We start from the raw sequence: 19,866 nt of genomic DNA, 5'->3' as shown, positions 1-19,866 counted from the left end.
CGTGATGGGGTCGGAGCCGTGACCACGACGCCGTCGACGACCGACCCGACGGCCCGCCCTCCCCGTTCCGGGCTCGCCGCCGCCCTCGGCGCCTACGTCCTGTGGGGCGCCTTCCCCGCGTTCTGGCCGCTGCTCGCGCCTGCGGAGCCTGTGGAGATCCTCGCCCATCGGATCGCGTGGACGCTGGTCGGGATGCTCGTCGTGCTCACCGCGGTCCGCGGGTGGTCGCAGCTGCGTGGGCAGTCCGCCCGCACGTGGCTCACGATCACCGCCGCCAGCGTGCTGATCACGATCAACTGGGGCGTCTACATCTGGGGCGTCACGCACGGCCGGGTCGTGGAGAGCGCGCTGGGCTACTACGTGAACCCGCTGGTGTCCGTCGTGCTCGCCGTGCTCGTGCTGGGCGAGCGGCTCCGGCGGGTGCAGTGGGTGGCGGTCGGCATCGCGACGGTGGCCGTGGCCGTCCTCTGGGTCGGGACCGGCGCCCTGCCGTGGGTGGCCCTCGTGCTGGCGTGCAGCTTCGGCTTCTACGGCCTGCTGAAGAAGCGCGTCCCGCTGGCGCCCGTCGCGGGCCTGACCGCCGAGGGCTTCCTGCTCGGGCCGATCGCGATCGGCTACCTGGTGTGGCTGCAGGCCGTCGGGGTCGGGACCTTCGGACAGGGCACCGGGCACACCCTGCTGCTGATCGCCGCCGGCCCGGTGACCGCGCTGCCGCTCCTGCTGTTCGCGTTCGGCGCGAAGCGGCTCCCGCTCGCCACGCTCGGGCTGCTGCAGTACGTCAACCCGACGTTGCAGTTCGCCTGGGGCGTCCTCGTGGACCACGAGCCGATGCCACCCGCCCGGTGGGTCGGCTTCGTGCTGGTGTGGGTCGCGCTGCTGGTCTTCGCCGCCGACAGCGTGACCGCGTCCCGACGGCGGGTCGGGCGGCGGTCGGCTCAGCCGACGCGCTCCACGGTGTAGTCCAGCAGCGCCGCCAGGGCGTCGCGGGCCGGTCCGCCGGGCAGCCCGGCCAGCTCGGTCCGGGCCGCCTCGGCCTGCTCGTCGAGCGCCGCCCGGGCCCGGGCGAGGCCCGCGGAGGACCGCAGGATGCCGAGGGCCTCGTCGACCACGGCGTCGTCGGCGATCTCCTTCTCGCCCACTCCGAGTGCGCGCAGCCGCTCCGCGTCCGGCCCGTCGTCGGCCAGCGCGTAGAGCACCGGCAGCGTGGCGACGCCCTCCCGCAGGTCCGTCCCCGGCGTCTTGCCCGAGTCGCCGGACGGCGAGGCGATGTCGATGATGTCGTCGGCGACCTGGAAGGCGGTCCCGATGATCTCGCCGAACCGTCGCAGTGCCTCCACGTGCTCCGGCGCCGCACCGGCGAACATCGCGCCGAACCGGCCCGCCGTCGCGATGAGCGACCCGGTCTTCTCCGCGACGACCGCCATGTAGTGCTCGACGGGGTCGTCGCCGCGCGCACCCCGGGTCTCGCGCATCTGGCCCGTCACGAGCTCGGCGAAGGTCTCGGCGATGATGCGGACCGCGTCCGGTCCGAGCTGCGACACGAGCCGCGAGGCGTGGGCGAACAGGTAGTCGCCGGTGAGGATGGCCACGGTGTTGTCCCACCGCGCGTTCGCGCTCTGCGCCCCGCGCCGCATCACGGCCTCGTCCATGACGTCGTCGTGGTACAGCGTGGCGAGGTGGACCAGTTCCACCGAGGTGGCCGCGACCACCACGTCCTCGCTGGTACCGCCCGCCAGCTGGGCGGCGAGCAGGGTGAGCAGCGGCCGGAACCGCTTCCCGCCGGCCTCGATGAGGTGCAGCGACGTGTCCGCCACGAAGCGATAGTCGCTGTGCACCTCGCGGCGGAGCAGATCCTCCACCTGGTCCAGCCCCGAGGACACCTCCGTCGCCAGGGCCTCGTCGCCGAGGGGGAGACCGGCGACCTGGGTCAGGCTCACCGATCTCATGGTCGAGCTCCGCTCCGATTCGTCTCCTGGCGCGGGCCGCTGCGTACTCACCCCCTCAGCCTAGGAAAGGTCCGGCCCCGGCCCACTGGAGGGCGGCCGTCGGCACGACTCCCAGGAGCAGGGTCACGACGACGCCGAGCGTGATGGCGATCGTGGTCATCGGGCCGGGCAGGCTCACGGTCGGCCCATCGGGCGCCGGCTCGGAGAAGTACATCATCACGATCACCCGCAGGTAGAAGAACGCGGCGATCGCGCTGCACACCAGTCCGACGATCACCAGCGGCGCCATCCCGTCGGCCAGGCCCGCGGAGAACACCGCGAACTTCGCGGTGAACCCGCTGGTCAGCGGCACCCCGGCCAGGGCGAGCAGGCAGAAGGACAGGGCCGCGGCCACCACCGGGGAGCGCGTGGCCAGGCCCGCGTACCCGGACAGGTGCCCGGCCTCGCCGTCCCCGGAGCGCACCAGCGAGACCAGGCCGAGGATCGCGATCGTCGTGAACCCGTACGCCAGCAGGTAGAACAGCGTCCCGGACAGGCCGGCCGGGGTGATGGCGAGGCAGCCGATCAGGATGAAGCCCGCGTGCGCCACCGAGGAGTAGGCGACCATGCGCTTGAGGTCGGTCTGGGTGAGCCCGAGCACGGTGCCGATCACCATGGACGCGATCGCGACCGCCCACAGCACCCCGCGCCACTCCAGCGCCGTGGTGCCGAACGCCACGGTGAACACCCGGAGGATCGCGCCGAAGGCGGCGACCTTCGTGCACGCGGCCATGAACGCCGTCACCGGGGTGGGAGCGCCCTGGTAGACGTCCGGGGTCCAGGTGTGGAACGGCCCGACGGAGGCCTTGAACATCAGGCCGACGACGAGCAGCGCCAGCCCGGCGAACAGCAGTGTGTCCGAGCGCAGCGGACCCGCGGCGGCCGACGCGATGTCGGAGAGCCGGACCGACCCGGCGTAGCCGTAGAGCAGCGCGACGCCGTAGAGGAAGAACGCGGACGCGAACGCGCCCAGCAGGAAGTACTTCACGGCCGCCTCCTGCGAGAGGAGACGACGACGGCGGGCCAGCCCGCACAGCAGGTACAGCGGCAGGCTCAGCACCTCGAGCGCCACGAACATCGTCAGCAGGTCGTTCGACGCGCAGAACGCGAGCATCCCGCCGAGCGCGAAGAGCAAGAACGGGAAGACCTCGGTGTGCATGAGCGGCGGCTCCGCGCCCCCGGCGTCACCCGAGCCCGGGCCCGACCCCCCGCGGCGGGCCACCACGCCGTGGGAGTCGATCCCCGAGCCCGACGGGGACCGGCTCCCGGCCAGCACCTTCTCCTGGGCCTCGGCGAGCGCCTCGGGGTCGGCCACGAACGTCCCGCCGGGCTCGATCGAGCGGTCGGCGAGCAGCAACAGCGACGGCACCGCGAGGGCGAGCAGCGTGCCCCACAGGAACAGGCTCGGCGCGTCCACGGACAGCGCACCGGCGAGGACCACGACGTCCGCGGCCCCACCGGTGGCGCGCACGATCACGGTGACGAGCGCGACCACGACCACCGCGAGGCTGAACACCAGCTGCACGCGCGCGCGGCGCGCGAGCGGGAGGACCGCCTCGATCAGCACCGAGACGCACGCGCCGCCGAGGACGATCAGCAGGGGCGCCAGGGCGCCGTAGTCGACGCCGAGGGCATCGGAGAAGGACTGCGTTCCCATCAGCGGGCCACCCCGTTCGGACCGACCGGGTCGGGCACGCCGACCTCGCTCATCGTGGCGGAGACCGCCGGGTTGATGACGTCGAGCACCGGCTGCGGGAAGAACCCGAGCAGGAAGATCAGCAGGACCAGCGGGGCGAGCACCCCGATCTCCCGGCCGGTCAGGTCACCGAACCGGGCCTTCGTGCCCGTACCCGACGGCGGGTCGGTGTCGACCGGGTCGGCGAACCCGGGCCCGCCGGCGAGCGCCCGTGCGGACGCGGCGCCCGGTCCGCCGCCGACGACGGCCTCGCCGCGCAGCGGGCCGGTCATCGTGCGCTGGTAGACCCAGAGCACGTAGAGGGCCGCGAAGATGATCCCGACCGTGGCGATCACCGTGTAGACGGGCTCGCGCGGCCAGGAGCCGATCAGCACCAGGAACTCGGACACGAACGAGTTCGTCCCGGGCAGCGACAGCGTCGTCAGGCCCGCGACCAGGAAGAGCCCCGAGAGCACCGGCGCGATCTTCCCGACGCCGCCGTAGTCGGCGATCTGCGTCGACCCGCCCCGGGCGGCGAGCATCCCGACGACGAGGAAGAGCATCGCGGTCGAGATGCCGTGGTTGACCATGTACAGCGCCGAGCCCGCGACGGCCTGCTGCGAGAACGCGAAGATCCCCAGCCCGATGAACCCGAAGTGGGCGATCGAGGTGTAGGAGACGAAGCGCTTCATGTCGGTCTGCATGGCGGCGAGCAGCGCGCCGTAGAGCACGCCGATCACCGAGAGCACGAGCACCAGCGGCGCGAGGGTCTGCGAGGCCAGCGGGAACAGCGGGAGGCAGTAGCGCAGGAACCCGAAGACGCCGACCTTGTCCAGGACGCCGACCAGGATCACGCCACCGCCGATCGGGGCCTGCGCACCGGCGTCGGGCAGCCACGTGTGCAGCGGTACCAGCGGCGCCTTGATCGCGAACGCGGCGAAGAACCCGAGGAACAGGAGGATCTGCGTGGACTCCGGCAGCGACGCCGCGAGGCGCTGCAGCTCCGCCCAGTCGAACGTGGCCTGCCCGAGTCGCGTGCCGCTCGCGACGTAGATCCCGATCACCGAGCCGAGCATGATCAGCCCGCCCAGGAACGAGTACAGGAAGAACTTCACCGCGGCGTACTGCCGCCGGGCCCCGCCGAAGCGCCCGATGATGAAGTACATCGGGACGAGCATGACCTCGAACGCCACGTAGAAGACGAAGACGTCGGTCGCGGCGAACAGCGCGACCAGCACGCCCTGCAGGGCGAGCATCAGCGCGACGAAGCCACCGGCCCCGCGGTCGTCCGGGAACTTCTCGGCCGCCCGCGTGAACGACGTGTAGGCGATGACGATCGGCGTCAGCACCGCGAGCAGCGCGATCATCGCGAGCGCGATGCCGTCGACGCCCAGCGAGAACGACACCCCGAACGCCGGGATCCACGGCACGGAGGACTCGCCCTGGAACCGGGTCGGCGCGGCGGGGTCGAACAGCCCCCAGGCGACGCCGGTCAGCACGAGCTCGACGAGGGCGACGACGAAGCCCGACGACGTCGCCGCCGCGTCCCGCCCGGCCTTGACCAGGCCACCGACGACGGCCGCCCCGAGCAGGGGCAGCAGGACGAGGACGATCAGCAGGGCGCTCACGGCAGCGCCACCGCCAGCAGCGCCGCGACCAGCACGATCGAGCCTCCCAGCATCGTCAGCGCGTAGGAGCGCACGAACCCGGTCTGGGTGCGTCGGGCCCGCCCCGACGCACCGCCGAGCAGGGCGGCGGTGCCGTTGACGGCGCCGTCGACCCCGCGGTTGTCGAGGTACACCAGCGCGCGGGAGAGCCAGAGGCCCGGCCGCGCGATCAGCCCCTCGTTGATCGCGTTGGCGTACAGGTCGGCCCGCGCGGCCCGCACCGGCAGCGCCACCCGCGCCGGGCGCTCCACCGGGACCGGCTTGCGGCCCACCGTCAGGTAGGCGATCCCGGCGCCGAGGAGCATGAGCACGGACGCGATGCCGGGGACGAGCCCCGTCGGGATGACGGCCTCCTCCACCTCGCGCACCGGGCCGATCGCGGGCTCGAGCCACCCGCCGAGCCGCTCCCCGATCACGAGGAACGCACCGGCCCCCACCGAGCCGATCGCGAGCACGATCATCGGCACCGTCATCGAGGCGGGCGACTCGTGCGGGTGGTAGTGCTCGCCGTGCTCCGAGGGCGTGGAGGCCTCGAACGCCGGGTCCCACGGGGTCGAGCGCGGGGTGAGCGAGCGCCACCGCTCCGGTCCGAAGAACGTCATCAGCATCAGCCGCGTCATGTAGAAGGCGGTGAGCCCGGCGGCGAGCAGCGCCGCCCCGCCCAGCAGCCACCCGCGGACCGGCGGGCCCCCGAGGGCGGCCTCGATGATGAGGTCCTTCGAGTAGAAGCCGGACAGGAACGGGAAGCCGATGAGGGCGAGATAGCCCAGGGTGAACGTGGCGAACGTGATCGGCATGTGCCGCCACAGCCCGCCGAACCGGCGCATGTCGGTCTCGTCGGCCATCCCGTGCATCACCGAGCCGGCCCCGAGGAAGAGCCCGGCCTTGAAGAAGCCGTGGGTGAGCAGGTGGGCGAGGCCCGCCGCGTAGCCGATCGGGCCGAGGCCGACGGCCAGCATCATGTAGCCGATCTGGCTCACCGTGGAGTAGGCCAGGACCTTCTTGATGTCGTCGTACGCGCAGCCCACGATCGCGCCGATGAGCAGCGTGACCGCGCCGACGATCGTCACGACGAGCTGACCGGTGGGCGTCAGGTCGTAGATCGGGTGCGTCCGGGCGACCAGGTAGACCCCTGCCGTGACCATGGTGGCGGCGTGGATGAGCGCCGAGACCGGGGTCGGGCCCTCCATGGCGTCGGGGAGCCAGGCCTGCAGCGGGAACTGGCCGGATTTGCCGCACGCGCCGAGCAGGAGGAGCAGCGCCACCGCCGTGATCGCGCCCGGCGAGAGCTCCCCGATCCGCGCGAAGACCTCGGTGTACTGGGTGGTGCCGAGCTGCGCGAACAGGATGAAGATCGCGAGCGCGAGGCCGACGTCGCCGACGCGGTTCATGAGGAACGCCTTCTTCGCCGCGGACGCGGCGAGCGGGCGCTGCACGTAGAAGCCGATCAGCAGGTACGACGCGAGGCCGACGCCCTCCCACCCGAGGTACAGGGTGAGGAAGCCGTTGCCGAGGACCAGCACGAGCATCGACGCGACGAACAGGTTGAGCATCGCGAAGAACTTGCGCCGGTTCTCGTCGTGGGCCATGTAGCCCACCGAGTAGATGTGGATCAGCGACCCGACGCCGGTGATGAGCAGGACGAACGTCAGCGACAGCGGGTCCAGGCGCAGCCCGAACTCCACCGAGAGCGACCCGGAGGCGAACCACTCGTAGAGCGGCAGGTCGCGCACCCGCTCCTCGCCCGGCAGCGCGAGCGTGGAGACGAACAGGACCGCGCCGTAGACGAACGACGCCAGCACCGTCGCGGTGCCGAGCAGGTGGCCCCAGCGGTCGGTCCGCCGACCGCCGAGGAAGAGCACCGCGGCACCCAGGGCCGGCAGCGCGACCAGGAGCCAGGCGGCGGTGCCGGCTCCCGTCGCGGGGGCCACGGGGGGCAACTCGGTGAGCATCGAGAGGCTCCCGTCAGTACTTGAGGAGGTTCGCGTCGTCGACCGAGGCGGTCCGGCGCGTGCGGAAGATGGCCATGATGATCGAGAGGCCGACGACGACCTCCGCCGCGGCGACGACCATGACGAAGAAGGCCATGACCTGGCCGTCGAGCGAGCCGTTGATGCGCGCGAAGGTCACCAGCGACAGGTTCACCGCGTTGAGCATGAGCTCGACGCACATGAACACGACGATCGCGTTGCGCCGCACCAGCACGCCGACGGTGCCGATCGCGAACAGGAGCGCCGAGAGCAGCAGGTAGTTCGTGGGGCTCACGTCTGGCTCCCCGTGATCTCTTCGCGCCCGGTGTGGTGGGAGTGGGCCCCGGCGTCGTGCTCGTCGCCCGGGTGGGCCAGCTCGGACTGGTGGCCGAGCCGCTCGCGGGCGGTGGCCTCGATGATCTCGGAGAGCGACTCCGGGGCCACGGACCCGTCGGGCAGCAGCGCCGGGGTGGCGACCGAGTCCGCCGTCGCGAAGACGCCGGGACCGGAGCGGGACCCGAACTTCTCCAGCGGGCCGCGCAGCCGCTCGACGACCCGCTCCTTCTGCGTGATCGCCTTCGACCGGGCCCGGCCGGCGAAGGTGTAGACCATCGCCCCCACCGCGCCGGTGATGATCAGCGCCGAGGTCAGCTCGAAGGCCAGCAGGTAGCGCTGGAAGATCAGCAGGCCGAGCCCGCCGACGTTCGACCCGGGCGTCGCCCCGGTGCTCAGCGGCACCGTGACCGACTGCGCGACCGCGCCGATCATCAGCCCCGCGAGCCCGATGCCCAGGACCGCCGCCGCCACGCGTTGCCCGCGCAGCACCTCCACGACGGAGTCCGAGGCGTCCCGGCCGACCATCATCAGCACGAAGACGAACAGCATCATGATCGCGCCGGTGTAGACGATGATCTGGGTGAACCCCAGGAACGGCGCGGACTGCGTCATGTAGAGCAGCCCGAGCGAGAGCATCGTCAGCACCAGCCACAGCGCCGAGTGCACGGCGTTGCGGGAGAAGACCATCCCGAGCCCGCCGGCGAGCGCGACCGGCCCGAGGATCCAGAACCCGACGGCCTCGCCGATCGAGGTGGTCATCGCTTGTCCTCCGACGCCTTCCCGACCAGCGCGGCGCCCGGCAGCGCGTTGGCGCCGGCGCGGTTGTCGGTGTCCAGGTCGGTGTCCCCGGCCTGCTCCCTGCCGCGGCGCGCCATCTCCGGGCCCTGCACGTAGTAGTCCTGCTCGTCCTCGCCGAGCCGCATCGGGTGCGGCGGCTGCTCCATGCCCGGCAGCAGCGGCGCGAGCAGCATGTCCTTGGTGTAGATCAGGTCCTGCCGGTCGTCGTCGGCGAGCTCGTACTCGTTCGTCATCGTGAGCGACCGCGTCGGGCACGCCTCGATGCAGAGCCCGCAGCCGATGCAGCGCAGGTAGTTGATCTGGTAGATCGCGCCGTAGCGCTCACCGGGCGAGTACCGCGCCTCCGGGGTGTTGTCCCCGCCCTCGACGTAGATCGCGTCGGCCGGGCAGGCCCAGGCGCACAGCTCGCAGCCCACGCACTTCTCCAGCCCGTCCGGGTGCCGGTTGAGCTGGTGGCGGCCGTGGTAGCGCGGCGCGGTCACCTTCTTGACCAGCGGGTACTCCTCGGTGACGACCTTCTTGAACATCGTCGAGAAGGTGACGCCGAAGCCGGCGATGCCGTCGAACATGCCCATCAGGCGTCCTCCTTCTGATCGGACTTCCGACCGGAGCCCACCGCCGCCGTCTCCTTCGCCGTGCCCGACACGGACCGGCGGCGCCGCGGCGGGCTCGTCGGGACGGTGAGGTCCAGCGGCGGCACGGGATAGTTCCCGACGACGGGTGGCTCGGCGGTCGCCTCGTCGTCCTCGGCCGCCCGGTCGGGCAGCATCAGCGCGACCACGATCGCCACCACCAGCACGACCGCGCCGATCATCAGCACCACCGGCGCCGAGATCGTGCCGTACTCGGTGCGCAGCACCCGCAGCGCGGCCACCGCGACGACCCACACCAGGCTGACCGGGATGAGGATCTTCCAGCCGAGGCGCATGAACTGGTCGTAGCGCTGGCGGGGCAGCGTGCCGCGCAGCCAGATGTAGACGAACAGGAACACGAACATCTTGGTGATGAACCAGACGAGCGGCAGCCAGCCCTCGTTGACCCCGGGGATCAGGGAGAGCGGCCACGGCGCCATCCAGCCGCCGAGGAACAGCGTCGTCGCCACCGCGGAGAGGGTGACCATGTTGACGTACTCGGCGAGGAAGAAGAGCGCGAACTTCAGCGACGAGTACTCCGTGTGGAACCCGCCGACGAGCTCCGACTCGGCCTCGGGCAGGTCGAACGGCGCCCGGTTCGTCTCGCCGACCATCGACACCGCGAACACGATGAAGCTGACCGGCAGCAGCCAGATGTACCAGCCGTTCTGCTGGGCGCTGACGATGTCCGCGGTGGACAGCGAGCCCGCGTAGAGCACCACGCCGATGATCGAGAGGCCGAGCGCCAGCTCGTAGGAGATCACCTGGGCGGCACTGCGCAGGCTGCCGAGCAGCGGGTACGGCGACCCGGACGCCCAGCCGGCCAGCACGATGCCGTAGACGCCCACCGACGAGCAGGCGAGGACGACGAGGATGCCCACCGGCAGGTCGGCCACCTGCAGCGCGGTGTGGTACCCGAAGATCGACACCTCGGGTCCGAGCGGGATCACCGCGAACGCGACGAACGCCGGGATCGTCGAGATCACCGGGGCGATGAAGAAGACCGCCTTGTCCGCGAGGACCGGGCGGATGTCCTCCTTGAACGCCAGCTTCAGCCCGTCGGCCAGCGACTGGAGCAGCCCGAACGGGCCGTTCCAGTTCGGCCCGGGCCGCTGCTGCATGCGCCCCACGACCCGGCGCTCCAGCCAGATCATGAACAGCGTCATGAACACCAGCAGCCCGAAGACGGCGACGACCTTGATGATCGTCAGCCAGATCGGGTCGTCCGCGATGAGCGCCTGGGTGTACCCGGGGGTCCCGGGCGGCGGGAGCGGGTTCACTGCTCTCCTCCGTTCCCGACGGTGGAGCCGGTCACCTCGACGAGGTCCCCGTGGCGCAGGCCGAGCCCGGCGAGCGTGACGACCCCGCCCGCGACCGGCACGTGGGACGGCGCCCACACCACGTCCTCGGGCAGGTCCGCGATCTCGACGACGAGGTCGAGGGCATCCGCGATCCGGGCGGTCTGTCCGGGCACCAGGCCGAGCCGCTCGGCGGTGCCCACGGCGGCGCGCAGGCGCACCGGGCGGGCGGTGCCGGGCAGGTCGTGCTCCTCGGCCAGCAGCGCGCCGCCGTCGATCAGCTGGCGCCACGTGGCGAGGCGGACCGGACGTGCGAGTGGCGCCTCACCGACGTCGGGTGTCCGGGAGGGGTCATCCGCGTGCGGGGCCGCGGGACGGGTCGCCGGGGTGGACGGCGTGACCGCCACGGCGCCCAGCTCCGCGAGCTCGGCGGCGGCCGCCTGCGGGGTCTGGGTGAACAGGTCGACGTCCATCTCGACGGCGAGCGAGTCCAGCACCCGGCAGTCCGGCAGCGTCACCGCGGCCGTGCCGCCGACGCGGCCGGAACCGCCCTGGCCGGGGTCGATCGTCGTCCCGAACGGGCGGTCGCGGCCTTCCCAGTTGCGGTAGGTGCCGCTGCGGTTGACCGCGGGCGCCACCGGCAGCACGACGTCGGCGTGCTCGCTGACCTCGGAGAGCACCTGCTCCAGCGAGATGACCACGTCCGCCTCGGCGAGCGCGGCGCGGGCGAGCTCCGGGTCGGGCAGGTCGCGGAGCTCCACACCGCCCAGGACGAGGCCGGCGAGCTCGCCGTCGCGGGCCGCGGTCAGCATCGCGGTGAGGTCGCGCCCGGGCGTCTCGGGCAGCGTCGGCACGCCCCACACCTCGGCGACCGCCTCGCGGTGGTCGGCGTCGGTGACGGTCCGCGACCCCGGCAGCAGGGTCGGCAGCGTGCCGGCGTCCACCCCGCCCCGCTCGCCGGCGCGGCGCGGCACCCAGGCGATCCGGGCGCCGGTGCGCGCACCGAGGTCGGAGACCGCGGTGAGCAACCCCGGGACCTCCGCGGCCCGCTCCCCGACCAGCACGACGGCGCCCGGCTCGGCCAGGGCGGCCGCGAGGTCGTCGGGCAGGTCGGCCAGGGCCGCGGGCTCGTCGCCGGGGGCGACCCGGACGAGGTGGCCGCCGGTCTTCACCACGGCCGGCGTCGTCCAGGACGACAGGTGGACCACGCGGGTGCCGTGGCGGGCCGCCTTGCGCAGGCGCAGGAAGACGATCGCCGCCTCCTCCTCGGGCTCGAACGCCACGCACAGCACGGTGCGGGCGGCCTCGAGGTGGGCGAAGGAGACATGGGTGGGGGCGACGCCCGCGGCGTGTCCGGCGAGGAAGTCCAGCTCCTCGTCGGAGTGCGCCCGCGCGCGGTGGTCGACGTCGTTGGTCCGCAGCGCGAGGCGGGCGAACTTCCCGTACGCGTAGGCGTCCTCGATCGTCAGCCGGCCGCCGGGCAGCACCCCGACCCCGCGCTTGGGCCCGAGCTCGGTGCCCTCGTCGTCGACCCGCGGAGCGCCGCCGCCGTCACGCGCGGAGGCGAGCAGCGTGGCCGCCCGCTCCAGCGCCTCGACCCAGGAGACGGGGGTGAGCACGCCGTCCTCGCGGACCATGGGCTGCAGCACCCGCTGCACCGAGGTCGGGTAGCGGAAGGCGAAGCGGCCCTTGTCGCAGAGCCACTCCTCGTTGACGTTCGGGTCCTCACCGGCGAGCACGCGGGTCACCCCGCCGCGACGCCAGTCCCGGCGGGTCGAGCAGCCCGAGGCGCAGTGCTCGCACTTCCCCGGCGTCGAGACCAGGTCGAAGGGACGGCTGCGGAAGCGGTAGGACGCCGAGGTCAGCGCGCCGACCGGGCAGATCTGGATGGTGTTCCCGGAGAAGTAGGACTGGAAGTCCTCACCGTCGCCCCAGGCGGTCTCCTCCGTGCCGATCTGCTGGTGGGCGCCCCGCTCGAGCAGCTCGATGAAGGGGTCGCCGGCGATCTGCTCGGAGAACCGGGTGCAGCGCTGGCAGAGCACGCAGCGCTCGCGGTCGAGCAGGACCTCGTCGGAGATCGCGAGGGGCTTCTCGAACGTGCGCTTGTGCTCGTGGAACCGCGACTCCGCCCGGCCGGAGGACATCGCCTGGTTCTGCAGCGGGCACTCGCCGCCCTTGTCGCAGATCGGGCAGTCCAGCGGGTGGTTGATGAGCAGCAGCTCCATCACGCCCTGCTGCGCCTTGTCGGCGACGGCGCTGGTGCGCTGGGTCTTCACCACCATGCCGTCGGCGACGGTCATGGTGCAGCTGGCCTGCGGCTTGGGCATCGGCCGTCCGCCCATCTCCACCTCGACCAGGCACTGGCGGCAGGCGCCGGCCGGCTCGAGGAGGGGGTGGTCGCAGAACCGCGGGACGACGATGCCGAGGCGCTCGCAGGTCCGGATGAGGATCTCGCCCTTCGGCGCGTCGACGGTCTCGCCGTCGATCGTCAGCCTGACGTGACCCTCGGGGACCGGGGGCGCTTCCTGCTCTGGTGCCTGGGTCATGTCAGTGGGCTCCGGCGAGAACGCGTTCGGGTGCTGGGCTCTGCTGCTGGCTGCACAGGTCCAGGAACTCCTGGCGGAAGTACTTGATCCCGCTGGTGATCGGCGAGACGGCGCCGTCCCCGAGGGCGCAGAACGAGCGACCGAGGACGTTCGAGCACACGTCGAGGAGGGTGTCGATGTCCTCCTCGGTGCCCTGCCCGGCGTTCATCCGCTGCAGGATCCCGGCGAGCCAGTAGTTGCCCTCGCGGCACGGGGTGCACTTGCCGCAGGACTCGTGCTCGTAGAACTCGGTCCACTTCATCACCGCCCACGGCACGCTGACGGTCTCGTTGAAGATCATCAGCGCGGTGGTGCCGAGCATCGAGCCGGCCTCGGCGGCGCCCTCGAAGTCCAGCGGGACGTCGAGGTGCTCGTCGGTGAACAGCGGCGTGGACGAGCCGCCCGGCGTCCAGAACTTGAGCGGGATGCCGTCCTTCATGCCGCCGGCCATCTCGAGCAGCTCGCGCAGCGTCGTGCCCAGCGGGGCCTCGTACTGGCCGGGCCGCTCGACGTGGCCGGACAACGAGTAGATCTTCGGCCCGGGCGAGCGCTCGCGGCCCATCGTCCGGAACCACTCCTTGCCGCCCGCGACGATCGACGGGACCGTCGCGATCGTCTCGACGTTGTTGACGACCGTCGGGGCCGCGTACAGACCGGCCGTCGCGGGGAACGGCGGCTTGAGCCGCGGCTGGCCGCGCCGGCCCTCGAGCGAGTCCAGCAGCGCGGTCTCCTCGCCGCAGATGTACGCGCCCGCGCCGGCGTGCACCACGATGTCCAGGTCGAACCCGGTGCCGTGGATGTCCTGGCCGAGGTGACCGGCCTCGTAGGCCTCCTTGACGGCGTAGTGCAGCCGCCGGATGGCGTGGACGATCTCGCCGCGGATGTAGATCGCGCAGAAGTTCGCGCGGATCGCCCAGCTGGTGATGATGCAGCCCTCGATGAGGCTGTGCGGGTCCGCCATCATCAGCGGGGTGTCCTTGCAGGTCCCCGGCTCGCCCTCGTCGGCGTTGACCACGAGGTACTTCGGCTTGAACTGCGGGGCGTCCTTCGTGGCCTCGGTGGGCTCCTCGCCGGGCTTGGGCTGCGGGATGAAGCTCCACTTCATGCCCGTCGGGAAGCCCGCGCCGCCGCGGCCGCGCAGCCCCGAGTCCTTGACCAGCGTGACCAGGTCGGCCGGGTCCGTGGCCAGGGCGGTGTCGAGCGCGGAGTAGCCGCCCAGCTCGGTGTAGTGGCGCAGCGTCCACGACTCCGGCAGCAGCCAGCGGCGCGTCAGCACCGGCGTCAGCGGGTCCGGGCGGTACTCCTCGGGCTGGTCGCTCACGACGCACCTCCGGGCAGGTCGGGCGCTTCGGTCGGACGGTCGGGTCCGCCGTCGGGCATCGGTGGCGCGGTCCAGCCGCGCTCCTCGGCGAGCCGGGCGCCGGCGAGGGTGGCCTCGTCCGCGCTGGGACCGGCGTTCGCCGCCGCGCCCCCGACCTCGGGGTCGTCGAAGAAGCCGGCCAGCAGCAGCTCGATCCGGCGAAAGTCGGTCAGCGGGGCCCCGCGGGTGGGGTGCGGCTTCTCGCCGGCCTGCAGCTTCCCGATGATCTCGAGCGCGGAGTCGACCGTCTGCCGGTCGAAGAACTCGTAGTTCACCGTCAGCACCGGAGCGAGGTCGCAGGCCGCGAGGCACTCGGCGTGCTCGATGGTCAGGCTGCCCGGGGTCCCGGGCTCGCCCGCCGTCTGCTCGTGCCCGATGCCGCCGAGGCGCTCGCGCACCGCCGCGTAGATGTCGTCGCCACCCAGCGCCGCGCACAGCGTGTTCGTGCAGACGCTGACCAGGTGCTCGCCGACCGGCTCGCGCTTGTACATCGTGTAGAACGTCGCGACCGCCGACACCTCGGCGGGCGTGATGTCCAGGACGTCGGCGCAGAACGCGACGCCGGCCCGGCTGACGTGGCCCTCGACGTACTGCACCAGGTGCAGCAGCGGCAGCAGGGCCGAGCGCGGCTCCGGGTAGCGCGCCACGATCGCGCCCGCGCGCTCGCGCTGGCCGTCGAACACCGACAGGTCGACCTCGGAGTCGGGGCGCACCCGCGGACGCTCGGCGTCGGTGGGACTGAGGTAGCGGGTCATCGGTCACACCCACCCATCACGGGGTCGAGGCTGGCCAGCGCGGCGATGACGTCCGAGACCATCCCGCCCTCGCACATCGCCGGCGCCGCCTGCAGGTTCACGAAGCTGGGCTCGCGCAGGTGCACGCGCAGCGGGCGCGTCCCGCCGTCGGAGACCAGGTGCGCGCCGAGCTCGCCGCGCGGCGACTCGATCGGCACGTAGGCCTGCCCCGGCGGCACCTTGAAGCCCTCGGTGACCAGCTTGAAGTGGTGGATCAGGGACTCCATCGACTGACCCATGATCTGCCGGACGTGCTCGAGGGAGTTGCCCATCCCGTCGGCACCGATGGAGAGCTTGGCCGGCCACGCGATCTTGGCGTCCTGCACCATCACCGGACCCGGCTCGAGCGCCTCGACGCACTGCCGGACGATCCGCAGGGACTGGTGCATCTCCTCGACCCGCAGCTTGTAGCGGGCGAAGGAGTCGGCGGCATTGTCGGTCGGGACCTCGAAGTCGTACTGGTCGTAGCCCAGGTACGGGTCGATCTTGCGCAGGTCCCACGCCAGGCCGGCGGACCGCAGGATCGGCCCGGTCACGCCGAGCGAGAGACAGCCGTCCAGCGGCAGGTAGCCGATCCCGACGAGGCGCTGCTGCCAGATCGCGTTGCCGGTCAGCAGCTGGTGGAACCCGGGCAGGCGCGAGTCCATGACGTCGCAGAACTCGAGGATGCGCTTCTCGGCGCCCTCCGGGAGGTCCTGCACGACGCCGCCCGGGCGGATGAACGCGTGGTTCATGCGCAGGCCGGTGAGGAACTCGAGCAGGTGCAGGACCTCCTCGCGCTCCCGGAAGCCGTTCGTCATGCCGGTCAGCGCGCCGAGCTCCATGCCGCCGGTGGCCAGCGCGACGAGGTGCGAGCCGATCCGGTTGATCTCCATGAGCAGCACGCGGATCACCTGCGCGCGCGTCGGCACCTCGATGCCGAGCAGGCGCTCGGTGGACATGCAGTACGCGGTCTCGGTGAACAGCGGCGCGAGGTAGTCCGCGCGCGTCACGAACGTGACGCCCTGGGTCCAGGTGCGGTACTCGCAGTTCTTCTCGATCCCGGTGTGCAGGTAGCCGATGACCAGCCGCACGTCGGTGACCGTCTCGCCGGAGATCTCCAGGACGAGCCGGAGCACGCCGTGCGTGGAGGGGTGCTGCGGCCCCATGTTGATGACGATGCGCTCGTCGCCGGTCGATTCGTCGACCAGCTCGTCCCAGTCGCCACCGGTGACCGTGTAGACGGTGCCCTCGGTGGTCTCGCGGGAGCTGGCCGCGTACGGGTCGGCGGCCTCGGTGGCGTCGGTGGTGGGCACGTCGGTGCTCATGTGTAGGCCCTCCGCTGGTCGGGCGGCGGGATCTCGGCGCCCTTGTACTCGACCGGGATGCCGCCCAGCGGATAGCTCTTGAGCTGCGGGTGGCCGTTCCAGTCGTCCGGCATGAGGATCCGGGTCAGGCTCGGGTGGCCGTCGTAGACGATCCCGAACATGTCCCAGGTCTCGCGCTCGTGCCAGTCCGCCGTCGGGTAGATCGACACCAGCGACGGGCAGTGCGCGTCGTCGACGTCGAGGCAGACCTCGAGGCGCAGCCGCCGGCGGTAGGTCATCGAGAGCAGCTGCGTCACCGAGTGGAGCTGCTGCGGGATGCCCTCGCCGTAGTCCACCCCGGAGACCCCGGAGCAGAACTCGAAGCGCAGCGCCGGGTCGTCGCGCAGGGTCGTCGCGAGCGCCGGCAGGTGCTCGCGGGCGACGTACCAGGTCATCTCGCCGCGGTCCACGGTCACCTGCGGCACGGCCTCGTCGAACGCCACGAGACCGCCCTCCTCCAGGGCCGCCGCGGTCTCGTCCACGACCTCGTCGAACCAGCCCCCGTAGGGCCGCTCGGCCGGAGCCGGCGCGTAGGCCGGCAGGCGCAGACCGCCGAACCCGGAGGTGTCACCGGAGCCCGAGATGCCGAACATGCCCTCGCGGGACCGGCCGGTCACCGTCGGCGCGTGCGGGCGGTGCTGCTCGACCGGGGAGAACGCGACCGCGCCGCGCTCCGAGTGCTCGGAGGCCCCCGCCGAGGCGCCGGTCGGACCGCTGGCCCCGCCAGTCCCGGTCGGGGGGACGCCGGGCTGCTTCTCGTCGTCCGGCATCAGGACTCCCGCCCGTACTTCACCGACGAGGGCAGCAGCTCGAGCGTCTCGCCCTGCGCGCGGCGCTCGGCGGCGAGCTCCGCGCGGACCGGACCGAGCGGCTCGTGCTGGATCTTCTGGTGCAGCTTGAGGATCGCGTCGATCAGCATCTCCGGCCGGGGCGGGCAGCCCGGCAGGTACATGTCGACCGGCACGACGTGGTCGACGCCCTGGACCACGGCGTAGTTGTTGAACATCCCGCCGGACGACGCGCACACGCCCATGGCGAGCACCCAGCGCGGCTCGGCCATCTGGTCGTAGATCTGGCGCAGGACCGGGGCCATCTTGTTGGTCACCCGGCCCGCCACGATCATCAGGTCGGCCTGGCGCGGGCTGGGGCGGAACACCTCCATGCCGAACCGGCCGAGGTCGTAGCGCGGCGCACCCGACGTCATCATCTCGATCGCGCAGCAGGCCAGACCGAACGTCGCCGGCCACAGCGAGGCCTTGCGGGTCCAGTTGACCAGTCCCTCGACGGTCGCGAGCAGGATGCCGTTCGGCAGCTTCTCCTCGAGTCCCATGCGGGCCTCCCCTAGGTCCAGTCCAGGCCGCCGCGGCGCCACACGTAGGCGTAGGCGAAGGCGACGGTCCCGATGAAGAGCACGACCTCGACCAGCCCGAACAGGCCGAGGGCGTCGATGTTGATCACGAACGGGTAGAGGAACACCATCTCGATGTCGAAGAGGATGAACAGCATCGCCGTGAGGTAGTACGCGACCGGCACGCGGCCGCCGCCGACCACGGGCTGCGGGGACGGCTCGATCCCGCACTCGTAGGTGTCGAGCTTGGCGCGGTTGTAGCGGCGCGGGCCGATGTAGGGCGCCGCGGTGACGGAGAACAGGGCGAACCCGGCCGCGAGCACGAACATGGCGATGAGGGGGACGTATGCGGTGAGTCCCGCGCTGCCCTGCATCGGGGGGAACCTCCTGCTCTCGTGCCTCGGTGGTCTGGGACACCGCGTCGTCGGTGTCCGGCGTCACCCCCGGCGGACGGACGCCGACCCTACGGAGGGCGGCGGATCCGGGACCGGCTGAGGGTGGCCTTAGTCGATCGCTCGTCAGTGGCTGGTCAGTGGCTGGTCACGGGGTGTCGCCGCTCATGCGGCCCTCCCTTTCCCGACGGTGGATCGGGCCGGTGCGGCGGGCCGGAGCCGCGACGCCGACGGCGGCGCCTCGGGCAGCGCGGGCGTGAGCCGCAGCAGCACCTCGAGCAGCCGGTCGGACGCGTCGCCGTCGCGGCGGTCGTGCAGGTTGGCGAGCAGCTTGAGCAGGAAGGCCATGACCCGTCGTCGGGGCAGACCGTGCCGGGCCGTGGCCTGCACCAGCCACGGGTGCCGCAACGCGTGCGCGAAGCGGTTGCCGAGCCGGTAGTAGCTCGCGAGCTCCGCACGCACGGCCTCGGGGTAGCCCGCGAGCGCCCGCTCCCGCGACGGTCCCTCGGGCCGGGCGAGCGCCTGGATCGCGGCCTCCGCGGCGAGCGCGGCGGACTGCATGGCGTAGGCGATGCCCTCGCCGTTGAACGAGTTGACCATGCCGCCCGCGTCGCCGACGAGCAGCAGACCGTCGGCGTAGACCGGGGTGCGGTTGAACCCCATCGGCAGCGCGGCGCCGCCGATCTCGTTCACCGCGTTCTCCTCGCGCAGGCCCCACTCGGCGGGCAGCGAGTCGCACCAGGCGCGCAGGGTGGCGCGGTAGTTCGCGCCCGACGCCGCGTTCGTCCGGTCGAGGATGCCGAGCCCGACGTTGGCCGTGCCGTCGCCCATCCCGAACACCCACCCGTAGCCGGGCAGCAGGCCGCCGTGCCCGTCGGTCAGCTCGAGGTGGGTCTCGAGGTAGTCGTCGGTGCTCTTCGGGCTGGTGTAGTAGCGGCGGACCGCGACGCCGAGCGGGCGGTCGTCGCGCTTCGCGATCCCGCGGGAGAGCGCCGTCCGCGCCCCCACGCCGTCGCACGCGATCACCAGCGGCGCGCGGTAGGTGACCGGCTCGCGCTCCGGCCCGCGCCGGGCCTCGACCCCGACGACCCGGCCGGTGCGCTCGTCGGTCAGCGCGCCGCCGACCGAGGTCTGCTCCTGCACGCGGGCACCCGCGGCGCGGGCGTGGTCGGCCAGCAGCTGGTCGAAGTCGCGGCGGGGCCGGACCATGCCGTAGGGCGGGAAGCTCGTGAGGTCGGGCCAGTCGAGGTCCACCGACATCCCGGCGCCGTAGACCCGCAGGCCCCTGTTGTGCAGCCAGCCCGCCTCCGGGCGGGTGTCGACGCCGAGATCGATGAGCTGCTTGACCGCGCGGGGGGTCAGCCCGTCGCCGCACACCTTCTCCCGCGGGAAGGTCGCCTTCTCCAGCACGAGGACGTCCAGGCCGGCGCGCGCGAGGTGGGTGGCGGCCGTGGCACCGGCCGGACCGGCGCCGACGACGAGGACGTCGGCCGCGCAGTCGTCACCCCCGACACGTCGCCGGGTGCGCTCGTGGTGGTGAGCGGACACCGTTCAGTCCCCTTGTGAATTCGTTCACTAGCTCGGGCGGCCACGAGTGTAGGCATGTTGCGTGCGACACGCCCGGTGGGATGGCGATTCGATCGTCCCGAATCCGGGAACATGTCGGGCTTCGCGGACGAG

General features: G+C 72.2%; 17 protein-coding genes. 1 reads left to right on the top strand and 16 read right to left on the bottom strand.

The annotated features are described in order from the left end of the window. The first annotated feature begins 18 nt into the window (after window positions 1–18). The gene (rarD, locus tag QRT03_RS05295) at window positions 19–960 is read left to right on the top strand and encodes an EamA family transporter RarD (RefSeq protein ID WP_286051464.1); all 942 of its coding nucleotides are present in this window, start codon (window positions 19–21) and stop codon (window positions 958–960) included. Here the strand turns inward: rarD and QRT03_RS05290 are convergent. From QRT03_RS05290 to QRT03_RS05215, 16 genes are all read right to left on the bottom strand, one after another. Next, window positions 936–1,946, bottom strand: coding sequence for a polyprenyl synthetase family protein (locus QRT03_RS05290; protein ID WP_286051463.1), 1,011 nt, complete (start codon window positions 1,944–1,946; stop codon window positions 936–938). The genes rarD and QRT03_RS05290 overlap by 25 nt on opposite strands. Before the next feature lie 55 nt (window positions 1,947–2,001). Continuing rightward, the gene (gene nuoN, locus QRT03_RS05285) at window positions 2,002–3,642 is read right to left on the bottom strand and encodes an NADH-quinone oxidoreductase subunit NuoN (RefSeq protein ID WP_286051462.1); all 1,641 of its coding nucleotides are present in this window, start codon (window positions 3,640–3,642) and stop codon (window positions 2,002–2,004) included. Beyond that, window positions 3,642–5,288, bottom strand: a complete 1,647-nt coding sequence (locus tag QRT03_RS05280; RefSeq protein ID WP_286051461.1) for an NADH-quinone oxidoreductase subunit M — start codon at window positions 5,286–5,288, stop codon at window positions 3,642–3,644. The genes nuoN and QRT03_RS05280 overlap by 1 nt, the downstream gene beginning before the upstream one ends. Continuing rightward, on the bottom strand, window positions 5,285–7,279 hold the full coding sequence (gene nuoL, locus QRT03_RS05275) for an NADH-quinone oxidoreductase subunit L (protein WP_286051460.1): 1,995 nt from the start codon (window positions 7,277–7,279) through the stop codon (window positions 5,285–5,287). Before nuoL ends, QRT03_RS05280 begins: the two co-directional genes overlap by 4 nt. A 13-nt stretch (window positions 7,280–7,292) precedes the next feature. Next, window positions 7,293–7,592, bottom strand: coding sequence for an NADH-quinone oxidoreductase subunit NuoK (gene nuoK, locus QRT03_RS05270; RefSeq protein ID WP_286051459.1), 300 nt, complete (start codon window positions 7,590–7,592; stop codon window positions 7,293–7,295). Further along, window positions 7,589–8,392, bottom strand: coding sequence for an NADH-quinone oxidoreductase subunit J (locus tag QRT03_RS05265; RefSeq protein WP_286051458.1), 804 nt, complete (start codon window positions 8,390–8,392; stop codon window positions 7,589–7,591). Before QRT03_RS05265 ends, nuoK begins: the two co-directional genes overlap by 4 nt. Continuing rightward, window positions 8,389–9,006 carry an NADH-quinone oxidoreductase subunit NuoI gene (gene nuoI / locus QRT03_RS05260; RefSeq protein ID WP_286051457.1) on the bottom strand — a complete coding sequence of 206 codons (618 nt, stop codon included), beginning with the start codon at window positions 9,004–9,006 and terminating at the stop codon, window positions 8,389–8,391. Before nuoI ends, QRT03_RS05265 begins: the two co-directional genes overlap by 4 nt. Further along, window positions 9,006–10,343 (bottom strand): NADH-quinone oxidoreductase subunit NuoH, encoded by a 1,338-nt coding sequence (gene nuoH / locus QRT03_RS05255; protein WP_286051456.1) that lies wholly within the window; start codon window positions 10,341–10,343, stop codon window positions 9,006–9,008. The genes nuoI and nuoH overlap by 1 nt, the downstream gene beginning before the upstream one ends. Then, window positions 10,340–12,907: an NADH-quinone oxidoreductase subunit G gene (locus QRT03_RS05250; protein WP_286051455.1), complete on the bottom strand. Its 2,568-nt coding sequence runs from the start codon at window positions 12,905–12,907 to the stop codon at window positions 10,340–10,342. The genes nuoH and QRT03_RS05250 overlap by 4 nt, the downstream gene beginning before the upstream one ends. A gap of 1 nt (window position 12,908) precedes the next feature. Then, window positions 12,909–14,267: an NADH-quinone oxidoreductase subunit NuoF gene (nuoF, locus tag QRT03_RS05245; RefSeq protein ID WP_286051454.1), complete on the bottom strand. Its 1,359-nt coding sequence runs from the start codon at window positions 14,265–14,267 to the stop codon at window positions 12,909–12,911. Then, a complete protein-coding gene (gene nuoE, locus QRT03_RS05240) occupies window positions 14,264–15,061 on the bottom strand; it encodes an NADH-quinone oxidoreductase subunit NuoE (protein ID WP_286051453.1) in 798 nt (265 codons plus the stop codon). The genes nuoF and nuoE overlap by 4 nt, the downstream gene beginning before the upstream one ends. Continuing rightward, complete coding sequence (locus QRT03_RS05235; RefSeq protein WP_286051452.1) at window positions 15,058–16,407, bottom strand: NADH-quinone oxidoreductase subunit D; 1,350 nt, start codon at window positions 16,405–16,407, stop codon at window positions 15,058–15,060. Before QRT03_RS05235 ends, nuoE begins: the two co-directional genes overlap by 4 nt. Beyond that, window positions 16,404–17,216, bottom strand: a complete 813-nt coding sequence (locus tag QRT03_RS05230) for an NADH-quinone oxidoreductase subunit C (RefSeq protein WP_286051451.1) — start codon at window positions 17,214–17,216, stop codon at window positions 16,404–16,406. The genes QRT03_RS05235 and QRT03_RS05230 overlap by 4 nt, the downstream gene beginning before the upstream one ends. After that, the gene (locus QRT03_RS05225) at window positions 17,216–17,776 is read right to left on the bottom strand and encodes a NuoB/complex I 20 kDa subunit family protein (RefSeq protein WP_286051450.1); all 561 of its coding nucleotides are present in this window, start codon (window positions 17,774–17,776) and stop codon (window positions 17,216–17,218) included. The genes QRT03_RS05230 and QRT03_RS05225 overlap by 1 nt, the downstream gene beginning before the upstream one ends. A gap of 11 nt (window positions 17,777–17,787) precedes the next feature. Continuing rightward, window positions 17,788–18,168, bottom strand: coding sequence for an NADH-quinone oxidoreductase subunit A (locus QRT03_RS05220; RefSeq protein WP_286051449.1), 381 nt, complete (start codon window positions 18,166–18,168; stop codon window positions 17,788–17,790). A 183-nt stretch (window positions 18,169–18,351) separates the two neighbouring features. Beyond that, a complete protein-coding gene (locus tag QRT03_RS05215; RefSeq protein ID WP_286051448.1) occupies window positions 18,352–19,734 on the bottom strand; it encodes a geranylgeranyl reductase family protein in 1,383 nt (460 codons plus the stop codon). Window positions 19,735–19,866: the final 132 nt, after the last annotated feature.

This window comes from Actinomycetospora termitidis (assembly GCF_030286555.1).
GTDB classification, from domain to species: Bacteria; Actinomycetota; Actinomycetes; order Mycobacteriales; family Pseudonocardiaceae; genus Actinomycetospora; species Actinomycetospora termitidis.
This window is presented reverse-complemented; position numbering and strand designations above follow the sequence as displayed.